Here is a 23,631-nt window from a genome sequence, read left to right as displayed (position 1 = left end):
GGGGATGATATTATGATATTCAACGGTCTATACGTAAGAAAAATAAAGGGGAAATTTAATTTCCCCTTTATTAACGTATTACTCTAACGACTCGGTTATTTACTCACCAGAGGCTTGCGCTTCTTGCTTACCATAAATAAGCATCGGTTCAGAGGTTCCCGCAATCACATTTTCGTCGATAACCACTTTTTCAACGCCCTCAATTGAAGGCAGTTCATACATGGTTTCAAGCAATGCCGCTTCAACGATAGAACGGAGTCCGCGTGCGCCGGTCTTACGGCTCATTGCTTTCTCTGCAATCGCCACAAGTGCTTCTTCACGGAACTCTAGCTCTGCGCCTTCAAGGCTGAATAACGCTTGGTATTGCTTCGTTAACGCATTTTTAGGTTCGCGTAAAATTTGAATCAACGCTTCTTCACTCAGTTCGCTCAGGGTCGCGACCACAGGAAGACGGCCGATGAACTCAGGGATCAAGCCAAATTTAATCAAATCTTCAGGCTCTGCTTGGGCTAAAAGCTCTCCTTCAGCCGCTTTCTTAGACGGATCTTTTACCGTTGCGCCAAAACCGATACCTGAACCCGTTTCGACACGCTGAGCGATCACTTTATCTAATCCAGCAAAAGCGCCCCCACAGATAAAGAGAATTTTTGAAGTATCAACTTGCAAAAACTCTTGTTGTGGGTGTTTACGGCCACCTTGTGGAGGAACGGCTGCCACTGTCCCTTCAATCAGTTTCAGTAAGGCTTGTTGAACACCTTCGCCCGAGACATCACGGGTGATGGAAGGGTTATCTGACTTACGTGAAATTTTATCGATCTCATCGATATAAACGATACCACGTTGCGCTTTCTCAACATCGTAGTCACATTTTTGGAGTAACTTCTGGATGATGTTTTCAACATCTTCACCGACATAACCCGCTTCTGTCAGGGTCGTGGCATCCGCCATAGTGAACGGCACATCCAGCAAACGTGCTAGGGTTTCAGCAAGTAAGGTTTTACCACTTCCGGTAGGGCCGATAAGTAAAATGTTACTTTTACCTAATTCAACACCGTTCGATGTATCGCCATTACGTAGGCGCTTATAGTGGTTATAGACTGCGACAGAAAGGACTTTCTTCGCCTTTTCTTGACCAATCACATAATCATCGAGATGCGTGCGGATCTCACGCGGCGTCGGCAGTGCATTGCGCTCGCGATGTGGAGCAACTTCTTTTATCTCTTCACGAATAATGTCATTACATAAATCAACACATTCGTCGCAGATATACACTGACGGTCCGGCAATTAGCTTACGCACTTCATGCTGGCTCTTGCCGCAGAAAGAGCAGTACAGCAATTTACCTGAACCCTCTTTGCGCTTATCAGTCATCAGTTAGCCTCTTCTCAGTGTTATCAATGCCAGCATTATCTTTTGTGATAATACTCGACGTTTAGGTGTGCAATTTGCTTAGCGCTTTTACTTGCGGTGAGTCAGGATGGAGTCGACCAATCCATAGTCTACGGCTTCTGCTGCAGAGAGGAAACGATCCCGCTCAGTATCACGCTCGATTTCTTCTAAGGTTTTACCAGTGTGCTTAGCCATCAGTTCATTCATACGCTGTTTGACCTTCAAGATCTCTTTGGCATGAATTTCGATATCGCTCGCTTGCCCCTGATAACCGCCTAATGGCTGGTGAATCATCACACGGGAGTTAGGTAGGCAGAAACGCTTACCCTCTGCGCCAGCGGTTAATAAGAACGCGCCCATGGAGCAAGCTTGCCCCATACAGATAGTGCTGACATCCGGTTTGATGAATTGCATGGTGTCGTAGATAGACATACCAGCGGTAATCACCCCACCCGGTGAGTTGATATAAAGATAGATATCTTTTTCTGGGTTTTCTGCTTCAAGAAACAGCATCTGCGCAACAATCAGGTTTGCCATATGGTCTTCAACCTGACCGGTCATAAAAATAACGCGTTCTTTTAATAAGCGTGAATAGATATCGTAAGAACGTTCGCCGCGCGAGGTTTGCTCGACAACCATGGGAACCAGTGCCATTTGGGCTGGCGTCATTTCGGGTTGATTACTGTATGACATAAACCATCTCCTGGGTAAATTTCTTGAGCAACGCTTGTCGCCTTTAGTAACAGCAGCCACTGATGCAGTGTAATTTTACATTCATTCAAGCATAACAAGGTTTTGATTAATACGCGAAGTAGATTACTGCGGTTCAGAAAATTCTTTTCAAGGGGGGACGATAAAAAAGGCCCGTGACCTAAAATCACGAGCCTAATTCAATAGCTACACTATTACGTCTTAAGCTTGTTGGTTCATCAGTTCTTGGAACTTAGTCGCTTTATCAGTAACTTTAGCTTTTTCAAGAATGAAATCAACAGCCTGCTCTTCTAACGCAACGTTACGCATGTTGTCCATCATCTCTTTATTTTTGCTGTAGTACTCGATCACTTCTTGTGGATCTTCGTACGCTGCAGCCATATCAGCGATCATGGTGTTAACACGTTCTTCGTCAGCTTTCAGCTCGTTAGTGTTGATCACTTCACCTAACAGTAATCCAACCATAACGCGACGTTTCGCTTGCTCTTCAAACAGCTCGCGTGGCAGTTCTAACGCTTGTTGCTCGTTACCACCAAAGCGTTGAGCTGCTTGACGACGTAAAACGTCGATCTCACCGTCAATCAGTGCAGCAGGAACGTCAATCTCGTTTTGCGCCAGTAGACCGTCGATAGCTTGGGTCTTAATGCGGTTACGCACTGCGCCTTTCAGCTCACGTTGCATATTTTTGCTGATTTCTGCACGCAGGCCATCAACAGAACCGTCTGCAACGCCGAAACGCTTAACGAACTCTTCAGTTAATTCTGGCAGTTCACGCTCTTCAACTTTCTTCAGAACGATATCGAACTTAGCGTCTTTCCCTTTCAGGGTTTCAGCGTGGTACTCTTCAGGGAATTTAACATCGATAGTAAATTCTTCACCTGCTTTGTGACCGACTACGCCTTCTTCGAAGCCTGGGATCATACGACCTTGACCCATCGCCAGAACGAAGTCAGAAGATTTGCCACCTTCGAACTCTTCACCGTCAACGGAACCAGAGAAATCGATGGTTACGCGATCTTCAGCAGTCGCCGCTTTATCAGTTTCTTTCCAATCTGCTTGTTGCTTACGCAGAGTGTCTAGCATGGCATCAACGTCTTCATCGTTGACATCGACTACAGGCTTCTCAATTTCGATGTTCTCTAACCCTTTTAATTCAACTTCTGGGTAAACTTCGAATTCTACTGAGTAAGTGAAATCTTCACCTAACTTGTATTCACCTGGAACGTAGTTTGGTGCGCCCGCTGGATTAATCTTCTCTTTAATGATCGCATCGATAAAATGACGAGACATAAGTTCGCCCAGAACATCCTGACGAGCAGAAGCACCGTAACGCTTTTCGATGATGGTCATTGGCACTTTGCCTTTACGGAAACCATCAATACGCGCTTTTTTAGCGATATCAACCAGTTCTTTCTTCACCGCACCTTCGATGTTGTCGGCAGGGATAGTCATGGTAATGCGACGGCCTAGGCCCTGAGTTGTTTCAACTGAAACTTGCATCTTGTTACCTCAAAAAATCACGTGCTCGATTGGCTTCATAGAGAACAGCAAGACGACTCACTGTTCGACAACAGAATATGTTGATACGGTTTGCACAACATCCCTGTTACCAGAAGCGTCACGAAGACATTCTGGAAAAATAGACGCCGCATTATAGCGGCATCAACGATATGAGTCGAGATTTGGCAGGGTTTCGAGGGGAGATTCTGCGAAAATTTTATCCATTAAGGGGACATTTTGAGACAAATCAGAAAATAATTATTCAAACTGTCTTCTTTTTAAGCGATCATTCCTGCGCCACGGCAGTCCGGTGAAGACAATACTGTGTCTTGTAATCCCGCCCACTCTTTCGGCGTATAAGTGTGTAGCGCTAAAGCATGAACGCCACCCGATAGCTCAGCGCCTAAAATGCTGTAAATAGAGCGGTGACGCGCGAGAAAGCGTTGATCGGTGAATTGTTCAGACACGATAATCACTTTGAAATGACTTTCCGCACCTGCTGGCACATTGTGGCGATAACTCTCATTCTGCACATCAAGGTGAGAAGGTGAAAAAGCCTGAATTAATTTTTCTTCAATCGTCTGACGTATCATAATAAGTCCCTCGCTAATAAGGCATCCAATGACCTTAAATAAATTGTAGCGTTTATTTCTTGTTACATACTACTTTTGCGAAAAAAAAACGTGCTATTTTAGTGACGGTTCCGCACAAGCGGTTTAATTCCTTTATGAACTATCGAGTGGCAAATTCATGGCTCTTTTGAAAAAGTTTGGTTTCCCGTTGCTAGCCTTATTTCTCTTGGCAGGTTGCGCAGCGCCAAGCAACACCATTGATGTAACTCCCCAAATTCGCCTACCTCAGCAAGATCCAAGCTTGATGGGGGTCACTATCAGTATTAATGGTGCCGACCAGCGTACCGACCAAGCACTGGCAAAAGTGAATCGAGACGGTCAATTAGTCACCTTGACGCCGTCACGCGACCTGCGTTTCCTGCTTCAAGAAGTGTTAGAAAAGCAGATGACAGCACGCGGATACATGGTCGGCCCGTCTGGAGCAGTCGATCTGCAGATCATTGTGAATAAGCTTTATGCCGATGTGACTCAGGGTAACGTGCGTTACAGCATTACAACCCAAGCTGACATTTCTATTATTGCTACCGCAAAAAATGGTAATAAGCAGGTGAAAACCTATCGTCAAAGTAACAGCATTCAAGGGCCATTCACCGCGACCAACGCTAAAATCACTTCCGCTGTGAACAGCGCATTAACCGATGTGATTAGCGATATGGCCGATGACACCTCGATCCACGAGTTTATTAAACAAAACGCTCACTAACTGATAGTATGGCTGTATGTTTTCTTCATGCAGCCATTCATCATGACCTCACCTTTACGATTCATCACATTCTCTCGTACGACATGGGTCCTGTTACTCTTAGGATTCTCATCAGGGCTTCCCTTAGCGCTGACGTCAGGCACCCTGCAAGCATGGATGACGGTTGAGAATATCGACCTGAAAACCATTGGTTTCTTTTCCATGGTTGGCCAAGCCTACGTCTTCAAATTCCTTTGGGCCCCGATGATGGATCGTTACTCGCTGCCGTTTACCGGGCGGCGACGTGGTTGGTTAGCCGTTTGCCAACTTTTACTTATCCTATTAATTGCCCTAATGGGTACCGTTAACCCGAATTCGGGATTACTGCTACTGGCTATCTTTGCCGTCGCGGTCGCATTTTGTTCTGCGTCACAAGATATTGTGTTTGATGCATGGAAAACCGATGTACTCTCTGCAGAAGAACGCGGTAACGGGGCAGCCTTGACGGTTCTCGGTTATCGCCTCGCCATGTTAGTGTCCGGCGGAGTGGCGCTCTGGTTGGCTGACCGCTATCTCGGTTGGCATAATATCTATTTCCTGATGGCAGGGCTGATGCTGCTTGGCCTGATTGGAACGCTGCTTGCCAAGGAGCCGGAACAATCTGTCGCCCCACCGTTATCCTTACGCCATGCGGTCGTCGATCCGCTCAAAGACTTTTTCACGCGCAGTAATACTTGGCTAATGATTACCCTCATCATTTTCTACAAATTAGGTGATGCCTTTGCGGGGGCGCTCAGTACCTCTTTTCTGATTAGGGGTCTTGGATTCAGTGCCGGTGATGTTGGGCTGGTAAACAAATCCCTTGGCCTGGTCGCGACCATCATCGGCGCCTTATATGGTGGCGCGCTCATGCGAAAGTGGAGCTTATACCGAGCGTTGATGATTTTCGGGATTGCACAAGCACTCAGTAATTTGGCTTATTGGGTGCTGACCGTGATCCCTAGCCATTTATGGTCGATGGGGAGTGCCGTTTTCATCGAGAATTTATGTGGCGGGATGGGGACCGCAGCGGCTGTCGCATTATTAATGTCGCTCTGTAACCGCCGTTTTTCTGCCACACAATTCGCCCTACTCTCTGCCCTCAGTGCGATGGGCCGCGTTTATGTTGGGCCTATTGCTGGCTGGCTGGTTGAGTCTTGGCACTGGTCAGGATTTTATGCCTTTACGGTCATCGCGTCATTACCGGGCCTTCTACTGCTTCGTGCTGCGAAAACGTCTCTGCTTGGATTGGCTGATACGACTGATTTTGCGCCCCGACGCCACTACGCTTTCGCCTACTCGCTGACTACCAAAGGGTTTTTACTGGGAGCACTGATGGCAACGCTAGGGTTGTTTATGATGTTGATCACCTACTTATTCGATACCGTGGCGCTCGCCCTCACACAGCCACTCATTCGTTATGGCTTACTCGTCGCGGCTCTCGCCACCGTGGTAGGGGTGATGCTGGATATCCTTTCGAGGGAAAAAGCAGCATAAAATGCTATTTTTTTTATTATTAGGAAAAATTCAATTTATCGAACTAATTATTAATTCAAGGTTTCGCCGCAGGTCGGCGACCATTGAGATAATAGAATATGAATAAATGATACGATATATGGTCTTTTATGTTAAATAAATGATGCACAGAGTTCGTGGTTATAGCTCGAAACAAATAGGTGAGTCATAGATCAATAGGCTTTTGTTATATTAAAGCCAACTAATTGATGGTGTTGATAATTTCATTGCGTGAATAAAATTTGTTAAATGTCTCAAATAACCATCTACACTTTACTGACAGAACCTCAAGCAGGTTTACACTACTCCAACGTTACCGTAAAATACAGATACACTTAAACGACAATACAGCCCTTTGTCATTGAGGTCGTTAAATGAGACTCAAGAAATACAAAAATAGTTTGGGGATTTTGTCATTAATTTCAGCCACTCTGCTCATGAGTGGTTGTGATAGTGCACTTTTAAATCCTAAAGGTCAGATTGCACTGGAGCAACGTTCACTAATACTGACAGCCTTCGGCTTGATGTTGATTGTCGTCATTCCAGCAGTCTTCATGGCAATTGCATTCGCCTGGAAGTATCGGGCATCGAATACAAATGCTAAATACTCACCTAACTGGTCACACTCTAATAAAGTGGAAGCAGTAGTTTGGACAGTTCCTATCCTAATTATTGTCTTCTTAAGCGTGCTGACTTGGAAAAGTACTCACTCTCTAGAACCTAGCAAACCTCTCGTTTCTGATGTAAAACCTGTCGAAATTGATGTCGTTGCTTTAGACTGGAAATGGCTGTTTATTTACCCTGAGCAAGGTATTGCAACAGTTAATGAGATCGCTTTCCCAGCTAACACTCCGGTGCATTTCAATATCACCTCTAACTCTGTGATGAACTCGTTCTTTATCCCTACTCTGGGAAGCCAAATCTATGCGATGGCTGGAATGAGAACGCAATTGAACCTGATTGCCAACGAAGCAGGGATTTTTGATGGTATTTCGTCTAACTACAGTGGTCGCGGGTTCTCTGGTATGAAGTTTAAAGCCATTGCCACCAACACTAATGCTGAATTCCAGCAGTGGGTAGACAAGGTCAAGACTGCACCTAATACACTGACTACCATGGATCAGTTTGAGAAGTTGGCTGCGCCAAGCGAAAACAATCCAGTAGAATATTTCTCAAATGCTAACCCTGAACTGTTTACACAAGTTGTTGACAAGTTTATGTCTAGCCACGGAAAAATGAACATGCCTGCTCACGCTGGTATGGACATGAATCACACCGCTTCAGCCGGAGCAGAGGAATAATCATGTTAGGAAAATTAACATTAGCGGCGGTTCCCCTAGACGTACCAATCGTCATGGTGACCATCTCCGCTATTATCCTTATTGGTCTGGCACTCGTTGCCGCCATCACTTACTACGGTAAGTGGAAGTATCTGTGGACAGAGTGGTTTACCTCTATTGACCACAAAAAACTCGGTATCATGTACTGCATCATGGCTTTCGTGATGTTGCTCCGTGGTTTTGCCGATGCCATCATGATGCGGAGCCAACAGGTTCTTGCCTCTGCGGGTGAAGCTGGCTTCCTTCCGCCGCACCACTACGATCAAATCTTTACCGCGCACGGCGTGATTATGATTTTCTTCGTAGCGATGCCTTTCGTTGTTGGTTTGATGAACATCGCTGTCCCGTTACAAATCGGTGCCCGTGACGTTGCCTTCCCATTCCTGAACAACTTAAGCTTCTGGTTTACGGCTATCGGTGTCATCTTGGTAAACCTGTCTCTGGGTGTGGGCGAATTCGCGCAAACCGGTTGGCTGGCCTACCCTCCTCTGTCGGGTGCTGAATACAGCCCAGGCGTAGGGGTTGACTACTGGATTTGGAGTCTACAACTATCAGGTATTGGTACAACACTGACCGGGATTAACTTCTTCGTCACTATTTTGAAAATGCGTGCCCCAGGCATGACTATGTTCAAAATGCCAATCTTTACCTGGACCGCGCTGTGTACTAACGTCCTGATTATCGCTGCGTTCCCAGTACTGACGGTAACCTTAGCACTGCTGACTTTGGATCGTTACCTTGGCTTCCATTTCTTTACTAATGAAATGGGCGGTAACATGATGATGTACGTGAACCTAATTTGGGTTTGGGGACATCCAGAAGTTTATATCCTTGTGCTTCCTGTGTTCGGTGTCTTCTCTGAAGTTACTGCAACATTCGCTAAAAAACGCATGTTTGGTTACACCTCAATGGTGTGGGCAACAGTTGCGATCACCGTTCTGTCATTTATCGTTTGGTTACACCACTTCTTCACTATGGGATCCGGTGCCAACGTCAATGCCTTCTTCGGTATCATGACAATGATTATCGCAATCCCAACAGGGGTTAAGATCTTCAACTGGTTGTTTACGCTGTATCAAGGTCGTATCGAAATGTCTGCGCCTATGTTATGGACCATCGGCTTTATCGTGACCTTCTCGGTCGGCGGTATGACGGGTGTTCTGTTAGCGGTTCCTGGTGCTGACTTCGTATTACACAACAGCCTGTTCCTGATTGCGCACTTCCATAACGTTATTATCGGTGGTGTTGTCTTCGGTTGTATGGCGGGTGTGACCTACTGGTTCCCGAAAGCCTTCGGCTTCAAGCTTGACGAGAAATGGGGCAAACGCTCTTTCTGGTTCTGGATCATCGGCTTCTTCGTTGCCTTTATGCCGCTGTACGCATTAGGCTTCATGGGGATGACCCGTCGTTTAAGTCAAAACATCGATCCACAATTCCACCCGCTGTTAGTTGTTGCAGCTTGTGGTGCAGGCCTGATCGCACTGGGTATCCTTTGCCAGCTGATTATGTTCTATGTCTCTATCCGTGACCGTGAACTGAATCGTGACCTGACTGGGGATCCATGGGGTGGTCGTTCTCTTGAGTGGGCAACCTCTTCTCCACCTCCGTTCTACAACTTTGCGGTAATTCCAGAAATCAATGAGCGTGACTCTTTCTGGGAAATGAAGCAAAAAGGTGAAGCCTATAAGAAACCCGCGCATTATGAAGAAATTCATATGCCAAAAAATAGTGGTGCTGCAGTCGTTATCGCTGCCTTCGCAACTATCTTCGGTTTCGCAATGATCTGGTACATCTGGTGGTTGGCGGTTGTCTCTTTTGTTGGAATCTTGGCGAGCTGGATCATCAAGAGCTTTGACGAAGACGTGGATTACTACGTTACCGTTAAAGAAATCGAACAGATTGAGAACAAACACTTTGAAGAACTTAGCAAAGCAGGTGTGAAATAATGTCTTCTCTATCTAAACACCACGACGCCCATGGAGAGCATGGGCATCACGATGCAGGAGCCAATAAGATTTTCGGCTTCTGGATCTACCTGATGAGTGACTGCATTATCTTTGCAACCTTGTTTGCAACCTATGCAGTAATGATGAATAGCACCGCAGGCGGTCCTGCAGGACGTGACATCTTTGAACTGCCATATGTTCTTGGTGAAACCGCCCTACTCCTCCTGAGTTCTATTACCTACGGCATGGCAGTGATTGCGATGAACAAAGGTAATAAAGGAACGGTTAATGCTTGGTTAGTCTTAACTTTCCTCTGCGGTCTAGGATTCATCGGTATGGAAATCAACGAATTCCATCACCTGATCTCTGAAGGCTTCGGTCCTCAGCGTAGTGGCTTCCTGTCTGCGTTCTTTACCTTGGTCGGTACCCACGGACTTCACGTAACCTGTGGTCTGATTTGGATGCTGGTCCTGATGTTCCAGATCGCAACACGTGGTCTGACCGCGACTAACCGCACCCGTATCATGTGTCTGAGCTTGTTCTGGCACTTCTTGGATGTGGTGTGGATCTGTGTGTTTACCATTGTCTATCTGATGGGGGTCATGTAATGAGTCACTCAGCAACCGAACATGGCGCATCGCATGGTAGCGTGAAGTCGTACATGATTGGCTTCATCCTCTCTATCATCCTGACGGGAATTCCTTTCTGGATGGTAATGGATGGAAGTTCTGCACACTCCACTACCTTAGCGGTAGTGGTGATCTGTGCCGTAGTTCAGGTTATTGTCCATCTGGTCTATTTCCTCCACCTCGACAGTAAGTCTGAGGGCGGTTGGAACCTAGTAGCCATTGTCTTCTCAGCAATCATCATTTTGATTGTTGTGGTCGGCTCACTGTGGATCATGTGGAACCTTAACTACAACATGATGCCCCACTAACTGAGTTAACCGTAATGATTAAGCAATACCTACAAGTGACAAAACCAGGAATTATTTTCGGAAATTTAATTTCTGTGATCGGGGGTTTTCTGCTGGCTTCTAAAGGCAGCATCGACTTCCGCTTATTTTTCGTCTCACTGATTGGCGTCTCTCTCGTCGTCGCATCAGGTTGTGTTTATAACAACGTGATTGACCGCGATATTGACCACAAGATGGAAAGAACGAAAAACCGAGTTCTGGTGAAGGGGCTCATCTCAACAAAAGTGAGCTTGGCCTACGCCACCTTGTTAGGTATTGCTGGATTCGCGGTACTTTACTTTGGTGCTAATCCGTTAGCCATGTGGCTAGCGGTCATGGGTTTCGTGGTTTATGTCGGTGTCTACAGCCTCTATATGAAGCGTAATTCCGTTTACGGAACGCTGATTGGAAGCTTGTCGGGCGCCGCACCTCCCGTGATCGGCTATTGTGCCGTCACGGGCAATTTCGATGCCGGTGCATTGATTTTATTAGCTATTTTTAGCCTATGGCAAATGCCTCACTCCTATGCCATAGCGATTTTCCGTTTTAAAGATTATCAAGCGGCAAATATTCCGGTGTTACCTGTCGTGAAAGGTATCTCCGTCGCTAAAAACCACATTACGCTGTATATCATCGCGTTTATGGTAGCGACATTAATGCTCTCCTTAGGGGGCTATGCTGGTTATAAATATTTAGTGGTTGCCGCCGCGGTTAGTCTGTGGTGGTTGGGCATGGCATTATCAGGTTACAAATCTGAAAACGATGACCGTGTCTGGGCACGTAAGCTGTTTGTCTTCTCTATTGTCGCCATTACCGCGTTAAGCGTGATGATGTCTGTCGACTTTATGGGCCCTGGCTCGCCAGAGCTACTGACCTACGTGCGTTAATTCCACGCTATGCTTCTAAGGCGCGAATTTCGCGCCTTTTCTTTTTGTTACGTAAGCTTAAGATCTATTCATTTACCCAACCTACACAACTCCTTAGACTATAAACAGAATTAAATTAGAGGTTGTCATGAACGATAATAAAATGACCCCACTCGAGTTGCGCGCAACCTGGGGATTGGGGACGGTATTTTCTTTACGCATGCTCGGCATGTTTATGGTCTTACCTGTATTAACCACCTATGGTATGGCGTTGCAGGGCGCGACAGAGGGATTGATTGGACTCGCTATTGGTATCTACGGCCTCGCACAAGCCATCTTCCAAATCCCCTTTGGCCTACTCTCTGACCGCGTAGGTCGTAAGCCTCTAATTGTCGGCGGATTATTAGTATTTGTATTGGGCAGTATTGTTGCGGCAACGACGACCTCAATTTGGGGGATTATTTTAGGACGTGCCTTGCAAGGTTCCGGTGCCATTGCCGCGGCGGTAATGGCGCTATTATCCGATTTGACGCGAGAGCAAAATCGTACCAAAGCGATGGCCTTTATTGGGGTAAGTTTTGGGGTGACCTTCGCCATTGCAATGGTGATAGGCCCGATAGTGACGCATCTCCTCGGCTTACACGCCCTGTTCTGGATGATTGCTGTACTCGCTAGCCTCGGGATCATCATCACCTTATTAGTTGTCCCCTCTACCTCCGAGCATGTCCTTAACCGTGAGTCGGGTATGGTTAAAGGTAGCTTTAGCAAGGTACTTGCGAATCCCAAACTGCTTAAACTCAATGCCGGTATTTTATTCCTGCATATCTTATTGATGTCGAGCTTCGTCGCGCTACCCGGAGAGTTTGAACAAGCCGGTTTCCCCGCCTCGGAGCACTGGAAAGTCTATCTGGTGACCATGCTGATCGCCTTTGTAGGCGTTGTGCCGTTTATTATCATTGCTGAAGTGAAGCGTAAGATGAAGCTGGTGTTTGTGAGCTGCGTGGCGCTATTACTGATAGCAGAGCTGGTATTGTGGCAAGCTGGTGCTCACTTCTGGACTTTGGTCGTGGGCGTTCAGCTTTTCTTTTTCGCCTTTAATTTGATGGAAGCCATCTTACCTTCACTGATCAGTAAAGAGTCGCCTGCTGGCTATAAAGGGACGGCAATGGGGATTTACTCGACCAGTCAATTCTTGGGTGTTGCTATCGGCGGCAGTGTAGGCGGATGGGTTTTCCAACATGTCGATGCGCAAGCTGTCTTTTTACTTGGCGCAGGAATTGCCATTGTGTGGTTGCTGGTCAGTTTAACCATGCAAGAGCCTCCTTACGTCAGTAGTCTTCGCGTGGTGATCGACCGCACTGATAATGCTCAGTCGCTTGAACAGCGCTTACGCCAAGCTCCGGGCGTGAGTAACGTCTTAATTATTCCTGAAGAGCGGGCGGCTTATATTAAAATCGACAGCAAAACGACCAACCGTCAAGAAATCGAAGCGCTGATTGCAGCGAATTAACCCCCTCCCCTCTCGACCACTTACCTGATCCGTTGCTCAGGTAAGTGGTAAGTCATCTTAATCGCGGAAGTTTTTAAATTGGAACGGCTGCCCCAAATTAGCCGCCTTAACGGTTGCCATTGAGGATTGTAAATCATCACGCGATTTACCTGTCACGCGCAACGATTCACCCTGAATCTGCGTTTGTACTTTCAGCTTGGCATCTTTGATGACTTTGACAATTTTCTTGGCAATGTCTGACTCAATCCCTTTTTTCATTTTGATGTCTAGGCTCCAGCTCTTACCACTGTGGGTAATCTCTTCGGGTACATCCAGCACTGCCCCTTCAATGCCACGCTTCAACATTTTTTCACGCAGGATGTCGACAATTTGACGCACTTGGAAGTCAGACTCACTGCTCACAGTGATCACTTCATTCTTTTCATTCAATGTCACTTCTGCCGTCACATTGCGAAAATCGAAACGGGTTGAGAGTTCGCGGTTGGTATTTTCAACAGCATTTTTCACTTCTGGCATTTCAACTTCTGAAACTATATCGAAAGATGGCATATTTTCTTCTCCTCTTAAATCGTTGACATGCATAATACCGATCTGTAATGACGACACAACTGTTCAGCAAAAATTGGCAATGGATTGCGAGGAAATATTATGAGAATAACAGTATTAGGCTGTGGTGCCCTAGGTCAGATATGGCTGTCGGCTCTGTTCAGAGCAGGCCATGATGTACAAGGGTGGCTCAAAGTGCCACAACCGCAGCTCGCTATACAGGTCTTCACCCCTGAACAAGACTCCTATCAGCATAGGTTCACCGTTAATGATACTCACCTTCTGCAACAATGTGAATTATTGCTGGTGACGTTGAAGGCCCAGCAACTGCAATCGGCATTAATGCCGCTTTTGCCGCTTCTGCCTGCAACATGCTCTATCGTCTTAATGCATAATGGACTGGGGGTCATTGATGATCTGCCTGCAATCACCCAGCCACTCTGTCATGCCGTGACCACGCAAGCGGCTTACCGTACCGCGGCAGCGACGCTGCATAAAGCGTGGGGATTAACACAAATCGGACCGTTAAACGCAGCAGCGCAGTCGGTAAGCCATGTCGCTGATATTCTCCACCAAGCTCTGCCAGATGTTGCTTGGTATGATGAGATAAAAATATCAGGGTGGAAGAAATTAGCGGTTAATGCGGTAATTAACCCTTTAACGGTTAAATATGACTGCCAAAATGGCGAGCTAATGGCGGTGTTAGACGAGGTTAAGGCATTGTGCAGTGAGCTGGCAACCGTGATGAAGCGTGAAGGTATCCATACCGACACCATTCAATTAACCGATCAGGTCGTCAATGTGATTAGCCTCACCGCCGAGAACAGTAGTTCTATGCGTCAAGATATCCACGCAAAGCGCTTAACTGAAATCGACTATATCACTGGCTATCTCCTTAAACGTGCGCGCTGCTACGGGTTAACGTTGCCTCAGCATTCGGCGCTTTATCAATGGATTAAACAAAAGGAATCCGAGTATGTCGGCGACGCCCTCAGTGCTACTCTGCCTCGCTCATGGTAATGATGCCATTGAGATCACTACCTTTTTAAGTTTACTGCCGCGCGCCGGTATTCAGGTTACCGTCGCCAGTGTTGAGGGTGATAGCACCCTCGCCGTTCGAAGCGCAGAGGGGCTTACCTTTCAGGCCGACCGCCCCCTTTGTCAGGCAGTCGATAACGCCCACGATGTCTTATTGCTCCTCGGAGGAAGAGAGAGTAGTCAGACTTACGTCGAGAGCGACTTGGTGATTGAATCCATCGCTCAATTCACGGCGAGCCAACGCTACGTTGCGGCCATGAGCCATGTTGTGCCAGGACTAATCGATAAGGTCGATCGTTTTCGCGGGGCGAATGTAACCTGCCTCCCACAACAGAAAGCTTTATTACAGCATACACAATGGCAAGAACGACGTGTTGTGGTCGACCCACGCTATCATCTATTAAGCGGCCAAGGACCGTTGTGTGCAACCGATATGGCGCTGAAAATTATCGAGCTGCTGAAGGGAAAGGAAGATGCTCATGCCATTACTCATGATCTCGCTATCCCGATTGGGATTTACAATTATCAAGAGTAAAAAAAAGGCCTCATCATTGAGGCCTTAGCATTAAGGTCGGTACACTTTAACGTTAGTGAACCCTTGCTCATGCAGGTACAAGGCTTGTAGTCGGCTCATTACCCCCCGCTGGCAGTAGAGTAACCAGGTACGTGAACGGTCCAAGTCCCCGAATTGCGTACTCAGCTTGTAGAACGGTATCGATTTGATTTCTACACCACTGATGTCGAGGGGATGATCCTCTTGTTCATCGATTGAACGAATATCCAGAATTGCATCTTGAGCCGTAAACTCGCTGACCGATTCAATTTCTGCCACTTCAGCGGTAGTCTCAACGGCAATTTCACGAATATCGATGTTACGTGCCTCAGAAACGACCCGGTCTAAGATGGTGAAATCGAAATTATTCTCTTCTTCTTCGATCTTCGCCTTGACCGCTTTCACGGTGGGACTCTTCGAGATCACACCACAATATTCAGGCATGGTTTTCGCAAAATCTTCTGTGCCGATTTGACGGGCCACTTTGATGATATGTTCTTTATCATGGGAGATCAGCGGACGCAGAATAAGGGTATCTGAGACGTTATCGATAAGACGAAGATTGGTGAGGGTTTGACTTGAAACTTGGCCAAGTGCTTCACCGGTCACCAACGCCTGAACGCCATAACGCTCGGCAATATGAGAGGCGGCGCGGACCATCATTCGCTTCAGTACAACCCCCATCTGACCATCATCAACTTTCTCTAAAATCTCGCCAACCACTGGCTCGAAATCGATAGCGATGAATCGTACGCGGTGAGAACGACCAAAGGTGTTCCAAAGATAATGCGCGACTTGGCGTACACCGATTTCGTGAGCGGCACCGCCAAGATTAAAGAAGCAGTAGTGAACACGGCTACCGCGGCGCATCAGCATATAACTCGATACACCTGAGTCGAAGCCACCCGAGATCAATGAGATCACGTCTTCTTGAGTTCCTATTGGGAAACCACCGAGCCCTTCATAACGATTAGTGATCAGTAATAGGCGATCTTGGTCGATCTCTAAATGCACTGTCGTATCTGGATTTTGCAGTTTGACCGAGGCTGACGCAATATGTTGATTCAATCCTCCGCCAACATACCGCTCAACTTCGTGTGAAGTGAACTCATGTTTACCACGGCGTTTGGCACGCACACAGAAGGTTTTCCCTTCAAGTTGTGTTTGGTACATAGCCAAGGTTTGCTCAAAGATGTCGTGTAAGCTGGTAAAGCTACGATCTTCAACAGCGAGCACGTGATGAATTCCCGGAATCCGCGTCAGTGCTTCTGCCACCGCCGTGCTAAGCTCCGGCTTTCGCGTACGAACCGTAATGTGGTCCCACAAACGGACTACCGCAATATCTTCATCAACGCTTTTCAGCACGTTTCGTATATTACTGGATAAAATTTTGATAAAGCGCAGTCGTACAGATTGGCTTTTAATCGTTATTTCTGGAAATAATTTTACGATAAACTTCATAATGGCACTAACTTACGTGGGAATAAACGTTAATTATTAATCGTTTATATGTTAAAATAGTTTTCAGGGTTACCCTCTGATTTAAGCGCGCGTAGTATATCACCATTAGGGTGTATTAGCTTGTTTTAGTCGTGCGGTACAGAGTGTTTTGCGAAAACCCTCTAGTCAGCTAACATATATCTCAACTATCGTTCACTCACCAAGCCGGTACTGTATATGCCAAAAAAACCTGCGTCGACGATCAGCTTTGAACAATCACTTTCTGAATTGGAAGCTATTGTCCAACGCTTAGAAAGCGGTCAATTACCGCTAGAGGATGCCCTCAACGAATTCGAAAAAGGGGTGACCCTAGCACGCCAAGGCCAACAGCAACTACAGCAAGCCGAGCAACGGATACAAATTCTGCTTGCCCAAGACGAGCAGGCTGAATTATCAACGTTCACACCGGAAAAGTGATCATGGATCTCTCCACAACCTTAACGCATTACCGTACCCGTATTGACCGTGTACTCGAAGAATGTTTAGAGAATCTTACTTTTCAGTCTATTCCCTTATATAAAGCCATGCATCATGGCGTATTATTAGGTGGAAAGAGAATGCGTCCGTTTCTGGTCTACGCCACCGGTGAAATGTTTGGTGTCTCCCCTGACGTTTTAGATGTGCCAGCATCGGCAATCGAGTTTATTCACGCTTATTCTCTTATTCATGACGACTTACCGGCCATGGATGATGACAGCCTCCGTCGAGGACAGCCAACCTGTCATATTGCCTTTGGTGAAGACACGGCAATCCTAGCGGGCGATGGCTTACTGACGCAGGCATTTTCGATTTTAAGTGATAACCCAATGCAAGGCGTTTCGGACAAGATGCGGCTTGCAATGGTCAGCGAATTAGCCCAAGCCAGTGGTGCAGCCGGTATGGTGCTTGGCCAAGCCTTGGATTTACAGGCAGAAGGTAAAACGCTCGATTTGGCCGCCTTAGAAACTATCCACCGCCATAAAACGGGGGCACTGATTCGTGCTGCAATTCGCCTAGGGGCCTTAAGTGCCGGAGAAGAGAGCCGTCAATACCTTCCGATTCTTGACCGCTACGCGGAAGCGATTGGCCTTGCCTTCCAGGTGCAAGACGATATTTTAGATGTTACCGGCGACAGTCAAGTAACGGGTAAACAACAAGGGATGGATGTTGCCCATGGCAAAAGTACCTATCCTGGATTATTAGGCCTTGACCAAGCAAAAGCGAAAGCCCAAGAGCTTTACCAAGAAGCCATCAATGCGCTGGCACAGCTTGAACAGCATGGCTTTTCTACTCAGCAATTACAGGCGTTAGCGAGTTATATCGTTGAGCGCAATAAATAAATTCTATGATGAGTCTCTGATGAGTTTTGACAATACCCTTTATCCCACTCTGGCCTTGGCTGAGACCGTTCAGCAATTACGCCAACTTCCTAAAGAGAAGTTGCCACAACTCTGCGAAGAATTACGCGCGTATTTGCTCAATAGTGTGAGTCAATCGAGTGGGCACTTTGCCTCTGGCCTTGGTGTCGTTGAACTTACCGTTGCATTGCACTATGTCTATGATACCCCCTTCGACCACTTAATCTGGGATGTCGGCCATCAAGCCTACCCGCATAAAATTTTGACAGGTCGCCGTGATCGCATCGGAACTATTCGTCAAAAAGATGGGCTGCATCCGTTTCCGTGGCGTGCGGAAAGTGAACACGATGTATTAAGCGTCGGACACTCATCAACCTCTATCAGCGCAGGTTTAGGTCTGGCCGTCGCCGCGCAGAAAGAACAAAAAGATCGTAAAGTCGCCTGTATCATCGGTGATGGTGCCATCACTGCGGGAATGGCATTCGAGGCGATGAACCATGCCGGTGACATAAAACCTGATATGTTAGTTATCCTTAATGATAATGATATGTCTATCTCCGAGAATGTTGGGGCATTGAATAACCGTGTCGCACAACTTCTCTCCGGAAGAACTTATTCTAAATTGCGCGAGAGCGGTAAACGCGCCTTCGATAACTTCCCACCGATTAAAGAGCTGCTTAAACGCACGGAAGAGCACCTAAAAGGGATGGTATCCCCTGGGACCTTATTCGAAGAACTCGGCTTTAACTATATCGGCCCGGTGGATGGCCACGACGTCCTGACGCTGGTGAGCACCTTATGTAATATGCGCCAGCTGAAAGGCCCACAATTCCTGCATATTATTACGCAGAAAGGCAAAGGCTATGCGCCGGCGGAAAAAGATCCGATTAGCTGGCATGCTGTGCCAAAATTTGATCCCGCAAGCGGTGTATTACCTGCTAGTAAACCTAGCATTGCCCCTACCTACTCGAAAGTATTCGGTGACTGGCTATGCGAAGTCGCGGCACAAGATCCGAAACTGATGGCAGTCACCCCAGCGATGCGTGAAGGATCGGGGATGGTTCGCTTTTCTCGTGAATTTCCACAGCAATATTTCGATGTGGCAATCGCCGAGCAACACGCGGTAACCTTCGCAGCAGGGTTAGCGATCGGGGGTTATCATCCCGTTGTGGCCATTTACTCAACATTCTTACAGCGTGCTTATGATCAGCTGATTCATGATGTCGCTATTCAGAAGTTACCTGTCTTATTCGCCATCGACCGCGGTGGGATTGTGGGTGCCGATGGTCAAACCCACCAAGGTGCGTTTGATATCGCTTTCTTACGCTGTGTGCCAGACCTCGTCATCATGACGCCAAGCAACGAAGACGAGTGCCGTCAAATGCTCTATACCGGCTACCAATACCGTCAAGGGCCTAGCGCCGTGCGCTATCCTCGCGGTAACGGTATCGGCTTAACAGAGCGCCCATTAGCCGCCCTGCCGATGGGTAAAGGGTATGTGGTGCGTGAAGGGTCACAAGTCGCGATCTTAAACTTCGGGACACTGCTTGAAGAAGCCAAACACGCGGCCGAGCAGTTAGGTGCAACGTTAGTGGATATGCGTTTTGTTAAACCACTCGATGAAGCATTAGTCCTTACCCTTGCCCAAAGCCACGAGACCTTTATTACCCTAGAAGAAGGGGCAATCAAAGGTGGTGCAGGCAGCGCGGTCAACGAACTTCTGATGGCGCATCGACTGATGCGCCCGGTCCTCAATCTAGGCTTGCCCGACGAATTTATCGCGCAGGGCACGCAGGAAGAGGTCAGAGCATTGCTAGGCTTAGACAGCCAAGGGATTATCGCCAGCTACCAGCAGTGGTCAGCCTAAATAAAAAGCGCCCGACGGCGCTTTTTATTTATCCGGTGAAGTGGTCAAACCCCTTCGGTTGGTAAGGCAGCTTCTTACCGTTATCAAAGAGGGTAATCCCCTCGGAAGCCGGTAAAATTTGACCAATACAGTGCCCTTCAACGCCTAAATTCGCCAAGGCCACTATGATGGCCTCGCGGTTGACTTCAGGCACTGTGAAGCAAAGTTCATAGTCTTCTCCTCCATTCAAGGCAAAGGCTATCGCCTCTTCCCGTGACACCACTTCTTGAAGAGTCGCCGACAGCGGCAGATGATCCTGATCTATCTTCGCCCCAACGCCACTGGCTTGCAGGATATGCCCGAGGTCTGAGAGTAATCCATCTGACACATCAATCGCGGAAGAAGCTAAATCGCGCAGCGCTTGGCCTTGTAAAATACGCGGCGTTGGGCGCAAGTGACGTTTTAATAAATAATTTCGCTGTTCAGCGGTTGCCGTCGATAACTTCTCTTGTAACAGAGCAAGTCCCGCTGCACTATCACCTAGGGTTCCCGTGACAAAAATCCAATCCCCATGTTGTGCGCCGCTTCGTTTCAACGCTTTCCCGGCAGGTACCAGTCCGTGGATCCCAAGTGTCATCGACAGCGGACCGCGCGTGGTATCCCCACCGATTAATTGCATATGGTAATAATCGAGTTGTTCGAATAGGGCATCACTGAAGGCTTGTAGCCATGGGTGGTCAATCGCGGGTAGGCTGATCGCTAACGTTAACCAAGCCGGGTCTGCGCCCATTGCAGCCAGATCACTCAAGTTGACAGCCAATGCCTTATAGGCAAGGTCGTCCGGGGCGATATCGTGATAAAAATGGGTGCCTTCCACTAATGTGTCAACACTAATGGCTAATGTCTGATTGGGAGCAAGATTTAATAATGCGCAGTCATCACCAATCCCTGTTTCTACATCTCGTCTATAAGTCGTTTTACGATTAAAGTAACGACTAATAATCTCAAATTCTCCGCCAGCCATCACGCTTACCTTTTTGTCTTGCTGAGCCATAAAAAAAGGCCGGAATATCCGGCCTCATAGCATTATTTACGGCGAGGTCTAATTTGTGGAGCAACCTTGTCCAATACGCCGTTGACGAACTTATGGCTATCTTCTGCACCAAATGTTTTGGCCAGTTCAATCCCTTCGTTAATCGCAACTTTGTAAGGCACATCATCACGCTTACTGAGTTCGTAAAGCGAGATACGTAATGCGGCTTTCTCAACTTCGCCCAGCTCGTCAAGGCGACGGCTCAGGTGGGGTTGCATTAGCTTATCAAGATAATCACTGTTGTTCGCTACGCCTGTCAGGATCTCCCGAAAGTACAGCACATCAACGTCTTTGACGTCGTTTTCAGCAAGGAACTGATATTCAACATCAGCAATGTCGTTATTCGATAATTGCCAAGAGTAAAGTGCTTGAAGAGCACACTCTCGGGCGCGGCGGCGAGCAGCAGGTTTCACAAAAATCCCCTCAGAATCAGACGTTAATCGCTTTTAATACGTTAATCATTTCGAGTGCGGTCAAAGCAGCTTCTGCTCCTTTGTTACCCGCTTTAGTTCCAGCACGCTCAATAGCCTGCTCGATATTTTCGGTCGTCAATACACCAAAAGATACTGGGATGTCACTATTCATCGCAACATTCGCAATTCCTGAACTCGCTTCGCCTGCCACAAATTCAAAATGTGCAGTACCGCCACGAATTACGGTGCCTAGTGCAATGACAGCGTCATATTTTTTAGTCTGTGTTAAGGTCCGTGCGGCGAGTGGCAGTTCATAAGCGCCTGGTACCCACACCACGGTAATGTTTTCGTCTTTGACCTGACCAATGCGTTTTAACGCATCGACTGCACCTTGAAGCAAGCTATCGTTAATGAAGTTGTTGAAACGAGCGATAACAATCGCAATATTTGCTTCTGGCGTAGCAACCGGCGCTTCGATAATTTTCATAAATATCCTTCAGGTTAAGAGTTAGACGCCCAACAGGGCGCGAATTCTAGCATAATGTTTAACGAACTGCTTAGGCTTTTACGCAGACACTGAGGTTGGCTGTAAGATAATACGAATATCGGGGCCAACTTGTTGAATATCTTGTATCTCAAATCGTAAGGCTTGTGCAAGGTGCTCAAGGCCCGGTAGCACACAAAGCCCCCGAGCATCGGTCCCCATTAAGGTCGGGGCCATATACAGAATTAATTCGTCGACGACACCTGCTTGCAATAACTGTCCTGCTAAGCTGGCCCCCGCTTCAACCCACACAGAATTAATCTCTTGTTTGCCCAACACCATCATTAATGCGACCAAATCGATATTTTCTTGGTGCTCCGGAACGACTAAGGTTTTAGCCCAGCACGAGGAGCCTTCCCCCGGCTGAGTCACGACTCGCCATGTCTGTGCCTCCGTCACCGTGAACAGAGTCTGTTCATCGTTCACTTGACGGTGACGATCCAGCACCACACGAATCGGTTGACGTAACAGCTCCTCTCCCCCAATAGACGCTTGGGCTGCAGGGCTTAACTCCGACCAGCGTACATTCATGCTGGGATTATCGGCGAGCACAGTTTTACTGGTGGTGAGAATAGCTGAAGCTTCGGCGCGAAAAGCCTGTACGTCTTGTCGTGCTGCAGAAGAGGTGATCCACTTACTCTCCCCATTCGCCATGGCTGTGCGTCCATCCAACGATGCGGCCATTTTTAGTTGTACCCAAGGGAAGCCTGTTCGCATCCGTTTTAGGAAGCCTCGATTTATGGCTTCAGCCTCTGCCGCCAATAGGCCGAACTCGACGTCGATCCCGGCTTGGCGTAATCGGTGCAAGCCTCTGCCCGCAACCTGTGGGTTAGGGTCTTGCATTGCCACGATAACCCGTGAGATCCCTGCTGCAATAAGCGCGTCACAACAAGGCGGTGTCCGACCATGATGGCTACAAGGCTCGAGCGTGACATAGGCTGTCGCGCCTCGTGCTTTATCACCGGCCTCACGCAGCGCATTCACTTCAGCATGCCCTTCGCCTGCTTTTTTATGCCAGCCTTGACCGACCACTTCGCCGTCCTGAACGATCACACAGCCGACATTCGGATTAGGGCTGGTAGTAAAACGTCCCCTTTTAGCGAGGTCTAAGGCCTGTTGCATAAACACGTGATCTGACATTACTCGCTCCCCAGCTTGGCGATTTCCTCACCGAACTCACGAACATCCTCAAAACTACGATATACTGAGGCAAAGCGGATGTAGGCGACTTTATCCAATAATTTCAATTCATCCATCACGTAATTCCCTACCACCTTGCTTGGCAGCTCGCGTTCTCCGGTCGCGCGTAATCGTGCTTTAATTCTGTGCACGGCGTTGTCCAGAGCATCGGCACTGACTGGACGCTTTTCTAAAGCCTTCATCAACCCACGCATCATTTTTTCTTCATCAAAAGGCTCTCTGACCTCATCGCTTTTGATGACACGTGGCATCACCAATTCGGCGATTTCGAAAGTGGTAAACCGTTCACTACAGAGTAAACACTGCCTACGGCGACGCACTGACGACCCTTCACTGACTAAACGAGAATCAATGACTTTGGTATCGACAGCGTTACAAAAAGGGCAATACATGGTGTCTCCTAAACTGAGGCAGTAGGGTCAACTAGTGTAGCGCGAACCCCTGTTGACAGAAACGCCTAGCATTAAATTTATTCA

Annotated in this window: 24 protein-coding genes; 13 read left to right on the top strand and 11 right to left on the bottom strand. The window is 47.5% G+C overall.

What is annotated here, in order from left to right; all coding sequences use genetic code 11:
* Positions 1-99: 99 nt before the first annotated feature.
* The 4 genes from clpX to bolA form a co-directional block, all read right to left on the bottom strand.
* Entirely contained in the window at positions 100-1,371 is a 1,272-nt protein-coding gene (gene clpX / locus HGT71_RS12410; protein ID WP_062812390.1) for an ATP-dependent protease ATP-binding subunit ClpX, read from the bottom strand.
* 87 nt (positions 1,372-1,458) lie between these two features.
* On the bottom strand, positions 1,459-2,082 hold the full coding sequence (gene clpP, locus HGT71_RS12405) for an ATP-dependent Clp endopeptidase proteolytic subunit ClpP (RefSeq protein WP_214218075.1): 624 nt from the start codon (positions 2,080-2,082) through the stop codon (positions 1,459-1,461).
* A 219-nt stretch (positions 2,083-2,301) separates the two neighbouring features.
* Positions 2,302-3,600, bottom strand: a complete 1,299-nt coding sequence (gene tig, locus HGT71_RS12400; RefSeq protein ID WP_214218074.1) for a trigger factor — start codon at positions 3,598-3,600, stop codon at positions 2,302-2,304.
* Between the two features lie 278 nt (positions 3,601-3,878).
* A complete protein-coding gene (gene bolA, locus HGT71_RS12395; protein ID WP_048911695.1) occupies positions 3,879-4,193 on the bottom strand; it encodes a transcriptional regulator BolA in 315 nt (104 codons plus the stop codon).
* A gap of 157 nt (positions 4,194-4,350) precedes the next feature.
* Here bolA and HGT71_RS12390 point away from each other — a divergent pair, with 157 nt between their 5' ends.
* The 8 genes from HGT71_RS12390 to HGT71_RS12355 all read left to right on the top strand — a co-directional run bounded on the left by HGT71_RS12390 (position 4,351) and on the right by HGT71_RS12355 (position 13,085).
* Positions 4,351-4,935 (top strand): lipoprotein, encoded by a 585-nt coding sequence (locus HGT71_RS12390; protein ID WP_214218073.1) that lies wholly within the window; start codon positions 4,351-4,353, stop codon positions 4,933-4,935.
* 42 nt (positions 4,936-4,977) lie between these two features.
* Entirely contained in the window at positions 4,978-6,450 is a 1,473-nt protein-coding gene (locus HGT71_RS12385) for an AmpG family muropeptide MFS transporter (RefSeq protein ID WP_214218152.1), read from the top strand.
* A 392-nt stretch (positions 6,451-6,842) separates the two neighbouring features.
* Positions 6,843-7,769 (top strand): cytochrome o ubiquinol oxidase subunit II, encoded by a 927-nt coding sequence (gene cyoA / locus HGT71_RS12380; RefSeq protein WP_099825715.1) that lies wholly within the window; start codon positions 6,843-6,845, stop codon positions 7,767-7,769.
* Positions 7,770-7,771: 2 nt separating this feature from the next.
* Complete coding sequence (cyoB, locus tag HGT71_RS12375) at positions 7,772-9,754, top strand: cytochrome o ubiquinol oxidase subunit I (protein WP_214218072.1); 1,983 nt, start codon at positions 7,772-7,774, stop codon at positions 9,752-9,754.
* Positions 9,754-10,362, top strand: a complete 609-nt coding sequence (locus tag HGT71_RS12370; RefSeq protein ID WP_048911690.1) for a cytochrome o ubiquinol oxidase subunit III — start codon at positions 9,754-9,756, stop codon at positions 10,360-10,362. The genes cyoB and HGT71_RS12370 overlap by 1 nt, the downstream gene beginning before the upstream one ends.
* Positions 10,362-10,691 carry a cytochrome o ubiquinol oxidase subunit IV gene (locus tag HGT71_RS12365; RefSeq protein ID WP_092675588.1) on the top strand — a complete coding sequence of 110 codons (330 nt, stop codon included), beginning with the start codon at positions 10,362-10,364 and terminating at the stop codon, positions 10,689-10,691. Before HGT71_RS12370 ends, HGT71_RS12365 begins: the two co-directional genes overlap by 1 nt.
* A gap of 14 nt (positions 10,692-10,705) precedes the next feature.
* Positions 10,706-11,596 carry a heme o synthase gene (gene cyoE, locus HGT71_RS12360; RefSeq protein WP_048911688.1) on the top strand — a complete coding sequence of 297 codons (891 nt, stop codon included), beginning with the start codon at positions 10,706-10,708 and terminating at the stop codon, positions 11,594-11,596.
* A gap of 127 nt (positions 11,597-11,723) precedes the next feature.
* Positions 11,724-13,085, top strand: coding sequence for an MFS transporter (locus HGT71_RS12355; protein ID WP_214218071.1), 1,362 nt, complete (start codon positions 11,724-11,726; stop codon positions 13,083-13,085).
* A 57-nt stretch (positions 13,086-13,142) separates the two neighbouring features.
* On the opposite strand, the gene HGT71_RS12350 is transcribed toward HGT71_RS12355, so the two are convergent.
* Positions 13,143-13,634 carry a YajQ family cyclic di-GMP-binding protein gene (locus HGT71_RS12350; RefSeq protein ID WP_099825718.1) on the bottom strand — a complete coding sequence of 164 codons (492 nt, stop codon included), beginning with the start codon at positions 13,632-13,634 and terminating at the stop codon, positions 13,143-13,145.
* 99 nt (positions 13,635-13,733) lie between these two features.
* Between HGT71_RS12350 and panE the strand changes: the two genes are divergently transcribed.
* Positions 13,734-14,651, top strand: a complete 918-nt coding sequence (gene panE, locus HGT71_RS12345) for a 2-dehydropantoate 2-reductase (RefSeq protein WP_214218070.1) — start codon at positions 13,734-13,736, stop codon at positions 14,649-14,651.
* On the top strand, positions 14,608-15,204 hold the full coding sequence (locus HGT71_RS12340; RefSeq protein ID WP_214218069.1) for a DJ-1/PfpI family protein: 597 nt from the start codon (positions 14,608-14,610) through the stop codon (positions 15,202-15,204). Before panE ends, HGT71_RS12340 begins: the two co-directional genes overlap by 44 nt.
* 30 nt (positions 15,205-15,234) lie before the next feature.
* Here HGT71_RS12340 and thiI read toward each other — a convergent pair whose 3' ends face one another.
* Complete coding sequence (gene thiI / locus HGT71_RS12335) at positions 15,235-16,683, bottom strand: tRNA uracil 4-sulfurtransferase ThiI (protein ID WP_214218068.1); 1,449 nt, start codon at positions 16,681-16,683, stop codon at positions 15,235-15,237.
* 216 nt (positions 16,684-16,899) lie between these two features.
* Here thiI and xseB point away from each other — a divergent pair, with 216 nt between their 5' ends.
* Genes xseB through dxs form a run of 3 tightly spaced genes read left to right on the top strand, consistent with a single transcriptional unit; the run spans position 16,900 to position 19,926 of the window.
* Positions 16,900-17,139: an exodeoxyribonuclease VII small subunit gene (xseB, locus tag HGT71_RS12330; RefSeq protein ID WP_214218067.1), complete on the top strand. Its 240-nt coding sequence runs from the start codon at positions 16,900-16,902 to the stop codon at positions 17,137-17,139.
* 2 nt (positions 17,140-17,141) lie between these two features.
* Positions 17,142-18,041, top strand: coding sequence for a (2E,6E)-farnesyl diphosphate synthase (ispA, locus tag HGT71_RS12325; RefSeq protein WP_214218066.1), 900 nt, complete (start codon positions 17,142-17,144; stop codon positions 18,039-18,041).
* A 19-nt stretch (positions 18,042-18,060) separates the two neighbouring features.
* A complete protein-coding gene (gene dxs, locus HGT71_RS12320) occupies positions 18,061-19,926 on the top strand; it encodes a 1-deoxy-D-xylulose-5-phosphate synthase (protein WP_214218065.1) in 1,866 nt (621 codons plus the stop codon).
* Positions 19,927-19,954: 28 nt separating this feature from the next.
* Here dxs and thiL read toward each other — a convergent pair whose 3' ends face one another.
* From thiL to nrdR, 5 genes are all read right to left on the bottom strand, one after another.
* Positions 19,955-20,929, bottom strand: a complete 975-nt coding sequence (thiL, locus tag HGT71_RS12315) for a thiamine-phosphate kinase (protein ID WP_214218151.1) — start codon at positions 20,927-20,929, stop codon at positions 19,955-19,957.
* A 62-nt stretch (positions 20,930-20,991) separates the two neighbouring features.
* Positions 20,992-21,411: a transcription antitermination factor NusB gene (gene nusB, locus HGT71_RS12310; protein ID WP_048911678.1), complete on the bottom strand. Its 420-nt coding sequence runs from the start codon at positions 21,409-21,411 to the stop codon at positions 20,992-20,994.
* A gap of 16 nt (positions 21,412-21,427) precedes the next feature.
* Complete coding sequence (gene ribH / locus HGT71_RS12305) at positions 21,428-21,898, bottom strand: 6,7-dimethyl-8-ribityllumazine synthase (RefSeq protein WP_214218064.1); 471 nt, start codon at positions 21,896-21,898, stop codon at positions 21,428-21,430.
* A 78-nt stretch (positions 21,899-21,976) separates the two neighbouring features.
* A complete protein-coding gene (gene ribD / locus HGT71_RS12300) occupies positions 21,977-23,095 on the bottom strand; it encodes a bifunctional diaminohydroxyphosphoribosylaminopyrimidine deaminase/5-amino-6-(5-phosphoribosylamino)uracil reductase RibD (protein ID WP_214218063.1) in 1,119 nt (372 codons plus the stop codon).
* Positions 23,095-23,547 carry a transcriptional regulator NrdR gene (gene nrdR / locus HGT71_RS12295; RefSeq protein ID WP_092675629.1) on the bottom strand — a complete coding sequence of 151 codons (453 nt, stop codon included), beginning with the start codon at positions 23,545-23,547 and terminating at the stop codon, positions 23,095-23,097. Before nrdR ends, ribD begins: the two co-directional genes overlap by 1 nt.
* Positions 23,548-23,631 lie beyond the last annotated feature (84 nt).

Source organism: Rosenbergiella epipactidis, assembly GCF_018494055.1.
Taxonomy (GTDB): Bacteria; Pseudomonadota; Gammaproteobacteria; order Enterobacterales; family Enterobacteriaceae; genus Rosenbergiella; species Rosenbergiella epipactidis.
The sequence above is the reverse complement of the archived record's forward strand: the minus strand, read 5'-3'. Positions and strand labels throughout refer to the sequence as shown.

What these genes read in the sequence shown, in the direction of transcription:
- HGT71_RS12385 (WP_214218152.1), top strand. Translation starts at nt 4,978, where the DNA reads ATGACCTCACCTTTACGATTCATCACATTCTCTCGTACGACATGGGTC.
- clpP (WP_214218075.1), bottom strand. Translation starts at nt 2,082, where the DNA reads ATGTCATACAGTAATCAACCCGAAATGACGCCAGCCCAAATGGCACTG.
- tig (WP_214218074.1), bottom strand. Translation starts at nt 3,600, where the DNA reads ATGCAAGTTTCAGTTGAAACAACTCAGGGCCTAGGCCGTCGCATTACC.
- dxs (WP_214218065.1), top strand. Translation starts at nt 18,061, where the DNA reads ATGAGTTTTGACAATACCCTTTATCCCACTCTGGCCTTGGCTGAGACC.
- thiL (WP_214218151.1), bottom strand. Translation starts at nt 20,929, where the DNA reads ATGGCTGGCGGAGAATTTGAGATTATTAGTCGTTACTTTAATCGTAAA.
- HGT71_RS12370 (WP_048911690.1), top strand. Translation starts at nt 9,754, where the DNA reads ATGTCTTCTCTATCTAAACACCACGACGCCCATGGAGAGCATGGGCAT.
- cyoE (WP_048911688.1), top strand. Translation starts at nt 10,706, where the DNA reads ATGATTAAGCAATACCTACAAGTGACAAAACCAGGAATTATTTTCGGA.
- panE (WP_214218070.1), top strand. Translation starts at nt 13,734, where the DNA reads ATGAGAATAACAGTATTAGGCTGTGGTGCCCTAGGTCAGATATGGCTG.
- bolA (WP_048911695.1), bottom strand. Translation starts at nt 4,193, where the DNA reads ATGATACGTCAGACGATTGAAGAAAAATTAATTCAGGCTTTTTCACCT.
- HGT71_RS12350 (WP_099825718.1), bottom strand. Translation starts at nt 13,634, where the DNA reads ATGCCATCTTTCGATATAGTTTCAGAAGTTGAAATGCCAGAAGTGAAA.
- thiI (WP_214218068.1), bottom strand. Translation starts at nt 16,683, where the DNA reads ATGAAGTTTATCGTAAAATTATTTCCAGAAATAACGATTAAAAGCCAA.
- HGT71_RS12355 (WP_214218071.1), top strand. Translation starts at nt 11,724, where the DNA reads ATGAACGATAATAAAATGACCCCACTCGAGTTGCGCGCAACCTGGGGA.
- clpX (WP_062812390.1), bottom strand. Translation starts at nt 1,371, where the DNA reads ATGACTGATAAGCGCAAAGAGGGTTCAGGTAAATTGCTGTACTGCTCT.
- cyoA (WP_099825715.1), top strand. Translation starts at nt 6,843, where the DNA reads ATGAGACTCAAGAAATACAAAAATAGTTTGGGGATTTTGTCATTAATT.
- ribD (WP_214218063.1), bottom strand. Translation starts at nt 23,095, where the DNA reads ATGTCAGATCACGTGTTTATGCAACAGGCCTTAGACCTCGCTAAAAGG.
- ispA (WP_214218066.1), top strand. Translation starts at nt 17,142, where the DNA reads ATGGATCTCTCCACAACCTTAACGCATTACCGTACCCGTATTGACCGT.
- HGT71_RS12365 (WP_092675588.1), top strand. Translation starts at nt 10,362, where the DNA reads ATGAGTCACTCAGCAACCGAACATGGCGCATCGCATGGTAGCGTGAAG.
- HGT71_RS12390 (WP_214218073.1), top strand. Translation starts at nt 4,351, where the DNA reads ATGGCTCTTTTGAAAAAGTTTGGTTTCCCGTTGCTAGCCTTATTTCTC.
- HGT71_RS12340 (WP_214218069.1), top strand. Translation starts at nt 14,608, where the DNA reads ATGTCGGCGACGCCCTCAGTGCTACTCTGCCTCGCTCATGGTAATGAT.
- xseB (WP_214218067.1), top strand. Translation starts at nt 16,900, where the DNA reads ATGCCAAAAAAACCTGCGTCGACGATCAGCTTTGAACAATCACTTTCT.
- ribH (WP_214218064.1), bottom strand. Translation starts at nt 21,898, where the DNA reads ATGAAAATTATCGAAGCGCCGGTTGCTACGCCAGAAGCAAATATTGCG.
- nrdR (WP_092675629.1), bottom strand. Translation starts at nt 23,547, where the DNA reads ATGTATTGCCCTTTTTGTAACGCTGTCGATACCAAAGTCATTGATTCT.
- cyoB (WP_214218072.1), top strand. Translation starts at nt 7,772, where the DNA reads ATGTTAGGAAAATTAACATTAGCGGCGGTTCCCCTAGACGTACCAATC.